13 protein-coding genes are annotated in these 14,347 nt (G+C 40.2%); 5 read left to right on the top strand and 8 right to left on the bottom strand.

All coding sequences use genetic code 11. The features are described 5' to 3' along the window. Window positions 1-59: 59 nt before the first annotated feature. The 4 genes from A379_RS06295 to A379_RS06280 all read right to left on the bottom strand — a co-directional run bounded on the left by A379_RS06295 (window position 60) and on the right by A379_RS06280 (window position 3,235). Complete coding sequence (locus tag A379_RS06295) at window positions 60-1,433, bottom strand: TRAP transporter large permease subunit (protein WP_040726846.1); 1,374 nt, start codon at window positions 1,431-1,433, stop codon at window positions 60-62. Beyond that, window positions 1,433-2,005 carry a TRAP transporter small permease subunit gene (locus tag A379_RS06290; RefSeq protein WP_040726843.1) on the bottom strand — a complete coding sequence of 191 codons (573 nt, stop codon included), beginning with the start codon at window positions 2,003-2,005 and terminating at the stop codon, window positions 1,433-1,435. The genes A379_RS06295 and A379_RS06290 overlap by 1 nt, the downstream gene beginning before the upstream one ends. 178 nt (window positions 2,006-2,183) lie before the next feature. Then, window positions 2,184-2,744 (bottom strand): hypothetical protein, encoded by a 561-nt coding sequence (locus A379_RS06285; protein WP_040726841.1) that lies wholly within the window; start codon window positions 2,742-2,744, stop codon window positions 2,184-2,186. A gap of 83 nt (window positions 2,745-2,827) precedes the next feature. Further along, window positions 2,828-3,235 carry a hypothetical protein gene (locus tag A379_RS06280; RefSeq protein ID WP_040726837.1) on the bottom strand — a complete coding sequence of 136 codons (408 nt, stop codon included), beginning with the start codon at window positions 3,233-3,235 and terminating at the stop codon, window positions 2,828-2,830. Window positions 3,236-3,499: 264 nt separating this feature from the next. On the opposite strand from A379_RS06280, the gene A379_RS06275 reads away from it, so the two are divergent. The 5 genes from A379_RS06275 to A379_RS06255 all read left to right on the top strand — a co-directional run bounded on the left by A379_RS06275 (window position 3,500) and on the right by A379_RS06255 (window position 8,659). After that, window positions 3,500-5,779, top strand: coding sequence for a primosomal protein N' (locus tag A379_RS06275; RefSeq protein ID WP_040726834.1), 2,280 nt, complete (start codon window positions 3,500-3,502; stop codon window positions 5,777-5,779). Between the two features lie 157 nt (window positions 5,780-5,936). Next, complete coding sequence (locus A379_RS06270) at window positions 5,937-6,851, top strand: SPFH domain-containing protein (protein ID WP_040726829.1); 915 nt, start codon at window positions 5,937-5,939, stop codon at window positions 6,849-6,851. Between the two features lie 42 nt (window positions 6,852-6,893). Further along, window positions 6,894-7,337, top strand: a complete 444-nt coding sequence (locus A379_RS12675) for an NfeD family protein (protein ID WP_051145052.1) — start codon at window positions 6,894-6,896, stop codon at window positions 7,335-7,337. A 237-nt stretch (window positions 7,338-7,574) separates the two neighbouring features. Then, entirely contained in the window at window positions 7,575-8,183 is a 609-nt protein-coding gene (locus A379_RS06260) for a DUF3365 domain-containing protein (RefSeq protein ID WP_040726826.1), read from the top strand. Further along, on the top strand, window positions 8,183-8,659 hold the full coding sequence (locus A379_RS06255; protein ID WP_040726823.1) for a hypothetical protein: 477 nt from the start codon (window positions 8,183-8,185) through the stop codon (window positions 8,657-8,659). Before A379_RS06260 ends, A379_RS06255 begins: the two co-directional genes overlap by 1 nt. Window positions 8,660-8,828: 169 nt before the next feature. Here A379_RS06255 and A379_RS06250 read toward each other — a convergent pair whose 3' ends face one another. The 4 genes from A379_RS06250 to A379_RS06235 form a co-directional block, all read right to left on the bottom strand. After that, entirely contained in the window at window positions 8,829-9,440 is a 612-nt protein-coding gene (locus A379_RS06250; protein WP_040726820.1) for a DUF4136 domain-containing protein, read from the bottom strand. Window positions 9,441-9,579: 139 nt separating this feature from the next. Next, entirely contained in the window at window positions 9,580-10,539 is a 960-nt protein-coding gene (gene bioC, locus A379_RS06245) for a malonyl-ACP O-methyltransferase BioC (RefSeq protein WP_040726816.1), read from the bottom strand. 34 nt (window positions 10,540-10,573) lie between these two features. Further along, window positions 10,574-11,377, bottom strand: a complete 804-nt coding sequence (gene bioH / locus A379_RS06240) for a pimeloyl-ACP methyl ester esterase BioH (RefSeq protein ID WP_051145051.1) — start codon at window positions 11,375-11,377, stop codon at window positions 10,574-10,576. 86 nt (window positions 11,378-11,463) lie between these two features. Beyond that, window positions 11,464-14,301: a DUF748 domain-containing protein gene (locus tag A379_RS06235; RefSeq protein WP_040726814.1), complete on the bottom strand. Its 2,838-nt coding sequence runs from the start codon at window positions 14,299-14,301 to the stop codon at window positions 11,464-11,466. Window positions 14,302-14,347 lie beyond the last annotated feature (46 nt).

Raw genomic sequence — 14,347 nt, 5'->3', positions numbered from 1 at the left:
GATTCTAGCCTATGTTAAGAGTTCTTGAAAGCCACATGATTACGTATTACCAAGTTTTTTTACGCCGAATAAACCAGGCCTGGTAACCAGGTGACTATTTCTGGCCATATCGCTAAAACCCCTAACATACCTAATTGTATGAGTATAAAGGGAATCGTGCCTTTGTAAATGTCGGTGGTTTTCAGTTCTGGTGGTGCCACACCTCGTAAATAGAAAAGAGCAAAACCAAATGGCGGGGTTAAAAAAGCTGTTTGTAGGTTAATAGCAATCATAATACCTAGCCAAATTGGGTCTACCCCCATCATCAATAAAATAGGCGCGACCACTGGTACCACGACATAGGTGATTTCAATAAAGTCCAAAAAGAACCCTAAAATAAACATTAATACCATAACAATTAACATGGCCGTAAAAACGCCACCAGGTAAATCAGTAAGCAGTTCGGTAATTAAGTCATCACCACCCAAACCTCGGAAAACCAGCGAGAAAAAAGCTGCACCAATAAAAATTAAGAAAATCATACTGGTGACTTGAAGGGTATTTTGCATAACGGTTTGCAATGTGGCGATGTCTAGTTTGCGATTACTCAATGCCAGTAACAAGGCACCCAACGCACCTAAAGATGCCGCTTCGGTTGGAGTAGCAAAGCCACCTAAAATAGAACCTAATACCAATAAGATGAGTAATAGCGGCGGTAATAAACTTTTAATTACGCGACCTAGCAGACCTGGTGCAACGGGTTCGCCAGAGTGGTTTGGAATCTGTTCTGGTTTGGTTATCGCTTTAAATATAATGTAACCCATGTAGGCCACTACCAATAGCAGGCCTGGTAACAAGGCACCTACAAACAGATCACCAACCGATAAGGTTTCAGGTGAGAAAATACCTTGATTTAACTGCGCTTGTTGGTAAGAAGAGGAGAGTACATCACCTAATAAAATCAGCACGATAGATGGCGGGATAATTTGTCCTAAAGTGCCCGACGCACAAATAGTGCCACTGGCAACTTTAGGGCAGTAGCCTTGTTTTAACATCGTAGGCAAGGCAAGTAAGCCCATGGTGACAACTGTTGCACCAACAATCCCCGTGCTGGCTGCTAATAGCGCACCCACTATAATCACGGCAATCCCTAATCCGCCTTTTACGCCGCGCATGACCTCTTCCATGGTTTGCAATAGAGATTCGGCGATTTTAGATTGCTCAAGCATAATGCCCATAAAGACAAAAAGCGGTACCGCAATTAAATTGCTGTTATTCATAATGCTAAAGATTCGGTTAGGAATACTTTGCAAAAAAGCCATATCAAATACGCCAAATAAATTGGCAAATAAAGCAAAAATTAAAGAGACACCAGCTAGAGTAAAAGCAACTGGAAAGCCCGTTAAAAGGGCAATAAATACCAAAGCAAATAAAACAAGGGCTAACCATTCCATTAGAGTTTACCCTCCGTTTCAATATTATGATCAGCGTCTGATTCTATTATTAGGGTAGGTTCTGAAAACAGGGTTAAAGCCGACTGAATTAGAATGGATAAGGCTTGCAAACTTACCAGGCCTGCCATAATGAGAATAAAGGTTTTAAGAATATATAAATAGGCGAGTCCGCCAGCTTCTGCAGAACCTTCTTGAATTTGCCAGCTAGTGGTTACATATTCCCAGCCAGACCAAATAATAAAGGTCATAACAGGTAGAGCAAAAAAGAGTGTGCCTAAAAGGTTCGTCCAGGCTTTTTGTCGTTCATTAAACTGGCTATAAAACACATCCACTCTAACGTGTTTATCTTGTTCATAGGTATAAGCAATGCCGAGCATAAACAAAATAGCATGGTTATACATAACGCTTTCTTGTAGAGCGATAGAACCTTCATTAAAACCATAACGCAATACGACAACCAAAGCAGAAATTAACACGAGTGATAATGTTCCCCAGGCGACAACTTGGCCTAAGTTTTTTTGGAAATGGTTTTGTTTAATCACAAAACTTAACAATTTTTCAGATAACGACATAGCTAAAAGAGTCTAAATAATGAGTAAATAATAGTTTGTATTTTAACGTTTTTACCCATTTAACGGGTACTTTCTCATTATAGAGCTCTTTGTATGAAGAATCTTTAGCTAAAATGGGTTAAATTCCCCCTCGGTTTTGTAAAGCGCATGAGGTTTTAACAGAGCAGGTTTGGCCTAATTAACGAGCATTGGCTTGCTGTTTGTAATGCGATTTTCTTTCTGTTTGAGAGTCTGATCTATCGTTTTTTCGTTCTTTATGATTCTTCTCTTTTTGGGGTTTCATGTTTGCATAACGGTTTTTAGTAAGGCTATTTTCATGCATTATTTTGGGTTTATCATAATGTTTAATCGGCATTCTTTTCTGTGAAGTGACGCTTTTATGGTGCTTGTCGTGTTTTTTATAAACGGTTTTCGATTCTGGTCTATGTGGTTTTGAGTGGATGGGTTTGTGGTGATGATGGTTTTTATAATGGATGTCTTTATAAATGGTCTTAACTGGTACAACTTTCACCTTTTTCACCACAATGGTTTTAGGTTGATAGTGTGGCTCATAGTATGAAGATGGATATCCATAACGTTCATAGTAAGCACTATTGGAACTGATTAGTACTTTGTTGTGATGCGCATGTGAAACAGGGTGTGAAGAGACCACTGTATGATGCATACAACCTGTTAAACCCGTTGTTGCTATTGCTAATAGAGCTAATATAACCACTTTATGTGTATTGAACGTTTTCATAACAATTCCTCATTTTACTTGTCAACAAAGCCCGGCTTTTAGAGTTACCAGGCCTGGTTGTTTTAATGTGTGTTAAATAGAGGTTATTCTAAAAACCACATCACATCGTAAATCACACGGGTTCGTGTATTCATAATGGCGATGTCTTCGCCAATCCGAATTCGAATGTAGTCGCGTGGTAACGGAGGTAAATGTCTCTCTAATTCATAAGGTAGACGTGTATAACTTAAATGTCTTGGTAGAGCGTGATGACGTTCAAAGTTTCGAGTGTGACGTTTTTTATGCCGAGGAGGCATACGTCGCATATCCCTATAGTTATATAGGTAGTAGCCTTTAATTCGTGCACGGTCGCTTGAACTAAAATATAAGCTGACATGGGTGCTGGGTGAAACTTGATGGTGGCTACTGACTTTCACCGATTGTGATGTGGCACATCCAGAGGCCAATAAAACAGAACTACTCAATAGAATGACAGTTAATTTTTTTAACATGTTGGTATCTCCTGAGAGTGAATTTTTGTTTAGATAACGGCGGTTGATTTGGTTAATTTTGTTAACTTGGGTTATCCCTTAGTTCCAAGTCTAGAATAACAAATTGCAACAAATGTGAAAGTTTGTGAATTGTTATTGCACAAAAGAGAGTTTTCGCCCAGAAGAATCGAATAGCGGTAAAATGCTTTTACATTAAAAACCACAAATTAGGCTTTTTATAACCTTTGTGAGGTTGAACCGCCTATTTACAATTAGAGATTTAATTTGCCGACATTTAAAATCGCCAAGGTCGCCGTGCCAGGCCCGTTTTTATTTCCTTTAGACTATTTGCTTGAAACCGATTTGCTCTCTGGTCAGCAGCCACAAGCGGTGGTTGGTGGGCGAGTGTGGGTACCGTTTAGAAATAAAAAAATACTGGGTTTTGTCATGGCAATCAGTGACTCAGCAGACTATGAGCTCAGTAAAATTAAAGCCGTTACGGAGGTCATTGATAGCAAGCCGATTTTAGGACTAAAGCAAATCGATTTACTGAATTGGGCAAGCCATTATTACCATGAGCCGATTGGTGAAGTGGTGATGGCGGCTTTGCCAAAACGTCTGCGTGCTGGTGAAGACGTTGAAATAAATGGTATGCAATATTGGCGATTATCAGTTCAAGGTCAGAGCAAAACATTGGACGATATTTCAAAACGTGCTTTACGCCAGCGTGCGGTGTTTAACGCTTTTTCAGAGAATCAACTGAAGTCCGAATCGGACTTAAATGCCGAGCTAGAAAACTGGCGAAGTAGCGTAAAAAAATTCACTGAAAATGGCTGGTTAGAATCGACCTATGGGCCTTGCCTACGAGAAAGTGATTACCCAAACGCACCCAACCATACTTTAAATGACGCCCAACAAGCCGCCGTGAATGCCGTTACGGGTAACAAGGTGAATTGCGCTGAATTTAAAGCCTATTTGCTCGAAGGGATTACGGGGAGCGGTAAGACAGAAGTTTATTTAGGCATGATTCAGACGATGCTTGAACAAAATAAGCAGGTGTTGGTTTTAGTCCCAGAAATTGGTTTAACGCCACAAATGGTTTCTCGTTTTGAAGCGTTTTTACAAACACGAGTGGCCGCCTTACATTCAGGCTTGAATGATTCTGAACGCCATTGCGCTTGGCATCTCATTCGTACAGGGCAAATTAAAGTGTTATTGGGTACACGCTCAGCGATATTTACCCCATTTGAAAACCTCGGCCTATGCATTATTGATGAAGAGCACGACCTCTCTTATAAACAGCAAGAAGGTTTTCGTTATTCAGCACGCGATATGATTGTGCAGCGTGCTTTCCGAGAAAAAATTCCCGTCGTATTAGGTTCGGCCACACCCAGTTTAGAAACACTTTATAACGCCAAAACAGGGCGCTATCAACATCTGCATTTAAAACAACGTGCGGGCGTGGCCAAATTGCCATCCCTCAAATTATTGGATATTCGAGGTGAAAAAGTACAAGAGGGGGTTTCTCGTCCGTTAAAAACCGCCATGACAAAACACCTAGAAAACCATGGTCAAGTATTACTGTTTTTAAATCGCCGTGGTTTTGCGCCAGTTCTAATGTGTCATGAATGCGGTTGGCAAGCGGCTTGCCCAAGTTGTGATGCTAATATGACTTTTCATCGTATCTACGACCCTAATCAGCCCGATGCCGACTTAGGTTATTTGCAATGCCATCATTGTGATGAACAGCTTGCAAAACCCTCATGTTGCCCAAGTTGTGGTAGCGAAGAGTTTGTAAAAGTCGGGCAAGGTACCGAGCGCTTAGAGGAGACCATTCAAGAGTGGTTTCCAGATAAACGTATCTTACGAGTGGATAGAGATACCACTCGTCTAAAAGGATCTATGGCCGAACTTACTGGTAAAGCGCAGCGTGGTGAAACGGATATTTTGATTGGTACGCAAATGTTGGCCAAAGGCCATGATTTTCCGAATGTGACCTTGGTGGGTTTATTGGATATTGACCAAGGTTTGTTTAGTGCCGATTACCGAGCATCTGAAAGAATGGCACAACTGATTTTACAGGTTTCAGGACGTGCAGGACGTGCCGAAAAGCCAGGTGAAGTATTGATTCAAACCCATCATCCAGACCACCCTTTATTAACCACCCTGGTACAAAAAGGCTACTCCGCTTTTTCTGAAAAAGCGTTAGAGGAGCGTCAAAAAGCCAAGCTGCCTCCTTATAAATATCAAATTTTGATTCGAGCCGAAGCCACTCAGCCAAATGATGGCATGGCCTTTTTACATTCGCTAAAAGCGGGGTTAGAAAATTATTGGAAACAGTGGCAAGAATCAAAACTGGTTGAAGGTAATATTGATTTTTGGGGACCCGTTTCTGCGCCCATGTTACGTCGTCAAGGTCGTTACCGTTATCAATTAATGTTGCAATCAAGCAATCGAGCCGACTTACACCGCCTATTGTCTGAAATGCACCCTCATATCTATAACAGTCCCTTAACCCGTAAAGTGCGTTGGAGCATTGATGTGGATCCACAAGAGATGTATTAAAGGCAAAATCAAAATTTATTCTAATTGTTGTAAGCATTATTGCTAAATATTGCGTTAAGATAGCTCAATCGTTTTAGTTTTCAAAAATAAGGTCAGACCTTGGTGTCCAACAGGCTAAAAGGTCTCAAATAAATACTTTTTATTAGGAGAGTGTCTTATGGATTTTTTAGGTTTTGTTGGAACAGTATCAGCCTTAATTATTATCTATTTTATTTTGGCGGTAAAAATTGTGCCCCAGGCTGAAAAATGGGTGATAGAGCGGTTAGGAAAATACCACCGTACTTTAGATGCTGGTATTAACTTTATTGTGCCGTTTGTTGACCAGCGCAGATCACACTATTCCACCCAAGAGCAGATTATTGATGTGCCACGACAGGCTGTGATTACCAAGGATAATGTCAGTATTCAAATTGATGCAGTTGTCTTTATTCGTATAAATGATGCCAAGCAAGCCACCTATGAAATTCAAGATTTAAAAGTAGCAATAGCTCAGCTGGCGCAAACCACGCTACGTGCTGAAATTGGTCGCATGGAATTGGACGAAACCCTCAGCTCACGAGCCGATTTGAATGCCTCGTTACTCACCGCATTAGATTTAGCAAGTTCTACTTGGGGCGCAAAAGTGACCCGTGTTGAAGTCGCAGATATCTCTGTACCAGAAGCCGTTCAACGTGCGATGGAGCTGCAGATGGAAGCGGAACGTCGTCGTCGCGCCACCGAGACGGAAGCGGAAGGAGATAAAAACGCGCTTATTATGCAGGCTGAAGGTGAACGTCAACAGGCATTTAAACAAGCCGAAGCCGTTGAACGTATGGCGGATGCACAAAAATATGAAAAAGAACAACTGGCTTTAGGTGAACAGAAAGCGATGGAAGTTATTAACCAAGCCATGGCGAGCAATGGCAGTGCGGCAGAGTTTTTATTGGCTAAAGATCGTATTGCTGCATTTTCTGAACTGGCGGGAAGTGATTCAGCCAATAAAATTGTGGTGCCAGTGGAAACCTCAGAAATGGTTGGTTCTTTAGTGGCTTTAACAGGCCTGTTAAATCAAAACGGATCATCCGTAAAATAATCTAAGTTAGATTAACGTGTTGAAGATAAAGGTTTTAGAGAGATGGAAAATATATTAGAAGTCATACCTGCATGGATCATGTTGACGATTGGTGTGGCATTGTTAGGCTTTGAATTACTCATAGGCACATTTGTTATTCTGTTTTTTGGCATCGCCTTTGTGGCCATTGGGGCTTTAGGTTTTTTTGTAGAGTGGCCATCTGGTGAGTTGCAAGTATTGGTAACAATGGTGTTAAGCGGTGTGTTGATTTTTGCTTTAAGGCCGCTATTAGTAAAAGGTTTGCAAAAAGAGGATTTACCACTGGAAACCATGCAAACAGGCGAGACTGGCACCATTGTTAACCATGGCGGTGAGCCAAGATTAATGTATAAAGGCACAACTTGGGCATACAAAGTTGTGGATAAAAATGATGTTTCAGTAGGTGAAGAGGTATTGGTTGAAGCATTACATAACAATGTGGCATCAGTTAAAAAAGTGATTAAATAAAAAAGTGATTAAATACTAAATAACCATTTGAAATCAAGTTGTTAAAAATAAGCTGTTTAAAGCCACTCTACCAGGCCTGGTAGAGTGGCTTTTTTGTTTTACCCTGTAGTTAATCTATAAATCAATATAATTTATATGGATATAAAATTATTGCTTTATCGTTTTGTTTGCATAGAATGCTAATTAAATAAACGACTTTTATTATTTCAATAAATTAAGAAACAAAAGGGAACAATTATGAAATTTAAACTGCTTACCGTAGCGTTATTAGGAACTTCTTTATCAGCCATGGCGATGTCATCATCTGATAAAGTCGCCTCTAAAGTTGAGCTATCACCAGAAGCAACAGAAGCAAACTTAAACGAAGCGCGTTCATTAATGAAAGCCTTTGGTGGCGAACTTAAACCAGAGTTGCAAAAAGCAATGAAAGAAGGCGGGCCAGTTCATGCCGTAGGTTTTTGTCACTCTAAAGCGCCACAAATTGCTTTAGATTTAGCTGAAAAATCAGGTTGGACAGTGACTCGTGTAAGTTTAAAACCTCGTGGTGCTATGGCCAATCCAGATGCTTGGGAAACTCAAGTATTAAACAATTTTGAAAAACTAAAAGCCGAAGGTCAACCTGTTCAAAAAATGGAATTTTCTGAAGTCGTGCATGTTGGCGATGAGGCAAAATTCCGTTATATGAAACCTTTACCAACAGGTGAAGTGTGCTTGAAGTGTCATGGAGAAAATGTGGCAGAGCCAATTAAAGCGGCGATTGCTAAATTTTACCCAGATGATAAAGCAATGGGATATAAGCAAGGCGATATTCGTGGCGCATTCAGTTTTTCTAAGGCTGCTCAATAATGAAAAAGCTAATCGCGGTATTTATGATGTTATTGGCGTTTAGTGCACAAGCACAAACGCTAACGGCTCAACAATTTGAAAACCAGTGGGAAAAGCCAGTTGAGCTTAATGCTGAAACACAGTGGGTGATTGTTACTCAAGTGAAAGATGCGGGTAAAATAGTGCAAGCCACTTTTGCTGACTTAGAACTAAGTGATTTAGCTCAACATAAGTTGGTTTATATTGCCGATATTTCTGGAATGCCAGGCTTTATTACCAAGATGTTTGCTCTGCCTAAAATGCGTGACTATGCCTTTCCGATTGCGTTAATTAAAGAGGATTCTCAGTTAGTTGCGATGAACCTGGGTGAAGCGGATAAAGAGTCTGTTTTGGTTTTACAACTGAAGGGTTTAGAAGTGGTAAAGAGCCAAACCTTTAACGACCAAGAGAGCTTTCAAAACTATCTGAAATCAGACGTTCTGTCGGCTTCAAAATAAGTTTATACAGTAGTTTATGGGCTTTTAAGTCCATAAACTTTAAAGCCCGTTTTACCAGGCCTGGCATGTTCTCAGGCCATCTATGACGTGTGAGCATAGGGTAAAATGGGCTTTTTTGTATCCATAAAAAACAACCGATAAGCCTATCGGTGGTGAAGATAGTCCAGGGTTATTTTGGCGGATATTGCTGCATAATGGCATCAACTACCTTCTGTGTATAAGCCTCTGATTCTTGAGGGGTGCTAAAACTTTCTACAGGCCTGGTTGTTTCACCCCGCCAAATTAACTTACCATTAGCATCATAAATATCAATCGCCCACTTTGCATCACGATAGGTTTCGGTATCGTAATCCATTGGAAACCGTGAACCAAAACCAATATTACGACTGTGCCAGCCAAAACCAATGGTAGTGTTTGGGGTAACGACCTGTGTTTCACTTACTGAATAGTGGTAACTGACATAAGCTTGGGGGGCTTCTCGCACCATTAAAGCACCACGTTGATGAAGGTTATTCATAATTGCTTTTTCAATACGTTGTGTAATAAAAGGTTGGCTACTTTTAAGCTGCTGCGCGCTCGGTGAGGTTTGCATGCTTGATGGTAGCCATTGATAGGTTTGGTGGTTTACTAAAGCACTACGGTTGCTGTAATCTTGCGTAACAGGAATACTGCTACAAGCACTCAAAAGAGTGACTGAAACCGCAATAAAAATAAGCTGTTTAAGTTTTAGGTGCGTAAGTTTTAAGTGCTTAAATGCTAGTAGGTAGCTAGGTATATTCATGACAACTCCCCAAAAAATTGGTTTCAATATTTTCATTCTACGCTTAATTTATTGAAAACCTAGATTGAAGAGTGAAAATATCTTTGAGTTGGTTTTTCTTAACTAAGTAAATTGACTGGCAGTCAATTTAGTAACGAGATTATTTTTTGAGTTGCTTAGAAAACTCATCTAATGAGATTTCAATATGCCCTGATTTGTCGCGGTTAGGGCCTTTAATAACCTCTTGTGCGGCCCAGGCATGTCCGTGTACCACTTCATAGGTGGCAGGTACTTTATTATCTAGTGGGTTTCTTAATTCGTCATAGGCATTGAGCATTAAAGCAAATCGCTGTTTACCCATAAGGCCAGAATTACGCTGTTTATTGGCATTGGTGGCACCAATCGCTTTTAAGTCTTTTAAGACACCAATCGGTTTGTCATAAGTTAAGGTGAAAATTTCCATATCCATTACGGGCTGGCCAAAGCCAGAACGAATTAAAGCATCGCCAATATCATGCATATCAATGAAATTATTCACATGTTCGTAGTCTGCATCTGCCGTTTGCCAGGCCTGCTTCAGCTCTTTTAGGGTGTCTGGGCCAAAGGTGGTAAACATAATTAAGCCTTCTTGACGCAAGACTCGTCTAAACTCTTGAAATACGCGGTCTAAATCATCACACCATTGCAACATTAGGTTGCTCACAATTAGGTCAACACTGTTATCGGCAAATGGCAGTTGATAAACATCAGCATTAACTGGTTTTGCCGCTTTGCGAGTGGCGAAACCTTTAGTGATAGTGCAGTTTTTTAAAAACTGATTGAGTCTATTAGGCAGTTTAGACCAGCGAGGTGCTTGTAATCGAGGGGCTGCAATTTCTAACATTTTGGCAGATAGATCCACCGCAAAAATTTCTGCAGTGGGGTAGCGTTTAATGATTTTCTCAGTGAGTAACCCTGTTCCAGCTCCTAAATCTAAAATGGTTTTTGGCTCAATGGTGGTGAGCTCTAAACGTTCATCAATACGGTCGGCCACGGTTTTTTGCAAAATGGCGGCATCATCATAGCTGGGGGCGGCATGATTAAAGTGCTTTTGGATATGTTGACGGCTAAAGTTTTGCATATTAAATGGCTTTTTAAATTGAATAATATTGAGATTAAGAGCGGTTGTTGTTTAAAAATTGGAGAATGAAATCCGCTGTTTCGTTGGGTTGGGAGAAGAAAGGGATATGACTTCCTCCTGGAATAATTTGAACTTGTGCCATGGGTTGTAGTTCAACTAAATTTAGGCGAATATCTTGTGGAATAAGCGGATCACGTTCACCGAGCAACCATAAAGTAGGCATGGTTAAGGTTTTTAATTGCTCACGGTTATCCATGTCTTTGAGCAAAATCAATCCTTGATTGAGTGGCTTGATTTTGGGCATATTACGGCTAGACATGTGTTGAACCAGTTCTTTCATTAAGGTACGACTGTTTTCAGAGCCTTGTAGTTGTAATCGCCAAAACTTTTTTAATACAGCTGAAACTTCAAGGCTAATGGCTTGGATAAAGTCGCCGATGATTTTTGGGCTAACGGAACGTTGCCAGCCATCATTTTGAGTAAAACGCGGTGTCGTGGCTAAACAGATTAAACTTTGGACTCTTTCTGGAGAACGTAGCGCAATTTGCTGGGCTAATAGACCACCTAATGACCATCCCAAAAGGTGTGTTTTTTCAGGTAATACTTCAAGAAGTGCGTTAATCCAGTCGTCTTCAATGGTATCGCTATTCGCTAAAGCAGGGCTTTCGCCAAAACCAGGTAAATCGATAAGGGTGACGGTGTAAAACGGTGCAAACTTCTCTTTAGCCCACTGTTCCCAAACGCGACTTTCTGCACCCCAACCATGAATCAGCGTGAGATTTGGATTGGCCTTTTGATTTTTATCAAAGGATGGGATGATGATGGTGTTTAATTTCATGCGAGTATTTTAGCGTTTTTTAGCCTGGCCTGTATAACGCTTTACTGGGTTAAACTCTTTTTTTATGTGTTTGTATTTATAGCGCGTTAAATGGTGAGTTTGACCTGTGCTTTTGAGCTCCCTTTTATAATCTCAGGTTTACATATCACCACTTGATTACTGGCGGCTCCCATTTTGATTAAGTAGCGTTTAATGGCTTTTTGACGTTCATCAGCGAGTTTAAGCATTTGGGCATTGCTGATGGTAATCTCTGGCACGGTGATTTTTGCAGAATTTTGTTGATTATCAGATTGCTTGGAGCTTTCTTTGTTAGCCTGGTTTTCAATAGCCTCTCTGATAGCCGCTTGTTTAAGCGCCATGCGATCGGCCTCGGTAGCGCCACCACAGACTTTAATTTGGATGGCTTTACGTTCCCCGAGCAGTTTGGTTATCTTTTTTAGGTAGCTTTGCATTGAGGGGTTAAGACCAGCGAATCCTGGTTGAAAATCGATCGCTTGTAGGGTGATGGCTGAGGCTTTGTCTAAAGCGTATTCACCTGCTAATGCAATGGCACCAAAGGGTTGTAGTGCTAAAAGGAGGTAGGTGCGTGATGCGCCTGCAATCGCACTCCCTAATGCCGTAGAAATAATATCATTAATATTGAAGTCAGGGTTGCTTAGGTCTCCTTGAACAGGCAAAGATAACTCAATGTTATCGTTTTTATCTTTTAACATTGCTAAGCCCGTTTTAAGCGGAATAGGGAAGCCTTTTTCAAGTTGAGCGCTTTTTTCATTATCGACATTTGTTAGTTCAAACTTATTAAGGTGCAGTTTGTTTTGGGTATCAATTTGATTGTCTTTAATCCTGGTTTCAAGTTCTGCAGAAACTTGACCACTGGCAATTTGATAACCGACTTTGCCTTCAGCAAGAGGTGAAAACTCAACCAGAGATAAGCTGTCCAGCTTAGTGGTTGCACTTAAGTTTTTGGTTGGTTCTAGAGGGCTCAAAGAACCATGGCTGGTTAAGTGGCTAAACTCATCAAATACGACTTTTAAGCTATAGTCGGTTAGTTTTTGAGGTTGTTTACTGGCAATTTTTCCGACGGAAAATTGTTCAAGTTGTAATGTTTTACGAATTGGAGGGGTTACTTGTTCATTAACAACATAAATGGGATTTTTACCTAAAATATTCAAAGAGGCGAGCTGATAGTTAAAAGTGTTACTCTTGGCAGATTTTGGTTTTTTAGAATCGGTATTTAATTCTTTGGTGGCCTGCTCTTTTGTAGAGGGCTGTTGAAGTGGTAGCGCGCTAAGCAGGTGGTTGATTTCAGTCACTTTCCCCTCTTTATTAATGCTTAGGTGTGTTTCACTGCCGTTAATGGATAATTTGCCCAAGTCGACAAACATATCTTCAGCCTGTTTAAGATATTCCGCTTGGGTTAAAGAGAGGTTTTGCAAAGTTACCAGGCCTGGTTGTTTATTGTGATTGGCAATGGAAAAATTATTGAAAGCAATGTCTTTTAAAACAATAGAGTTTAGATTGTTAATTGTAACTTGGTCTATTTTTGCCGTTTCTGATTGAGCAATAATGGTTTTTGTTTGGCTGTTATTGAGTTTAAATTGGTTAAGCTGAAGTTTACCCCTAGAGTTGAGCGCTACGTTTTGATCTGCAATCAGGTTTAAATCACCTTGCCAGTTGAATTTTTCGAGTTGCGCACGCAGTGCTTCTTGAGAGCCCGTTAGATTAGTCAGTGACAAACTCCCTTGTTGGTTTACACTGACCTTGTCACCTTCAATTAAGATGTTTGCATTTAGCTTGGCGCTCAAATCCGTTGAAAGGTTTTGTTTATTTGCGGAGTCGTTTAGGGTTAAGCCAGAAATGGATACGTTTTCAGAAGACTCAATTGTCATGTTTTTAGCAAAAGATAAAGTGGTTTTACCTGTTATGGCTGTTTGTGCGATGGCCATTTGTTGAGTGGCTTTTTGGGCGTTAAATTCTTGTAACGTCAAGTTTCCATCAAGTTCGATGGTTTTTGTGGGTTGCTCACTATAGTAAAAGTCGCCTTTCCAGTTAAGCGTTTGCAGATTAGCTTGAGTCTCTTTTTGAGTAAAATTCACTTGATTAAGTGTGATATTACCTTGTTGAAACAGGGTTGGGCCCTTATCGGTTTGTGTTAGGGTAAAGGTGATGTCGGTATCTAATAGACCTTGAAAATCAAAATCGAGTTTAGGTAAAAATTGTTTAAATTCTGACGCATTGAGTTGTGTTGTTTTTAGGGTTCCGATGATTTTCGGTTCATCCGCAAATAGGTGCAGTTGTAGGTTGGTTTGTATTAGGCTTTTATTTAAATAGGCCTTAAATTGCAGGCGACCATAACCATTTGACCAAGCGTATAAATGGTTAAGGTTAAGGTCTTTAATAGCAAAAGAGGTGGTTTTTGATTGATGTGTTAGCGATAACTGAATGTTATGGAGTTTAATATTATCCAGGCCTGGTAATAACACCATACTGTGGTTTTTAGCAGGTTCTTTGGGGTCGTTTGACGTCAGCGGAATATTGGCTAAAAAGAGCTGTTTACCCTCTAAACTAAACGGTAGATTGGTGTCTGAAAAATAGAGTGATTGAATCAAAATACGCTTTTTTAACAAACTAAGCCACTCAATATTTGCACTTAATTCACCAATATGAACAATGCCTTCTTGAGTCTGTTTTTGAGGGCTGATTGTGTCTGAAAAGAGGTTAAGGTTGTGAATGCTAAGAGAACCTTTAAACAGATTTAAGTTTACCTGTTCTAATGAGACTTGTTGAATACCATATGGCTTGGTGTAGTCTAAAATGACTTGTTTGGCGGTAATCTTTAATAAATAAGGAAGCAGCAACAGCAACGTGATGAGAGAAAGTAGGAGTAAGCTTTTCCATTTATGCTGTTTAATTAAACCGAACATATCAGGTTTCCATCTAGAGTAGTTATGTTTTTAAGTATAACGAAGA

Origin of the sequence: Thiomicrorhabdus sp. Kp2 (assembly GCF_000478585.1) — a bacterium.
Classification (GTDB): Bacteria; Pseudomonadota; Gammaproteobacteria; order Thiomicrospirales; family Thiomicrospiraceae; genus Thiomicrorhabdus.
The sequence above is the reverse complement of the archived record's forward strand: the minus strand, read 5'-3'. Positions and strand labels throughout refer to the sequence as shown.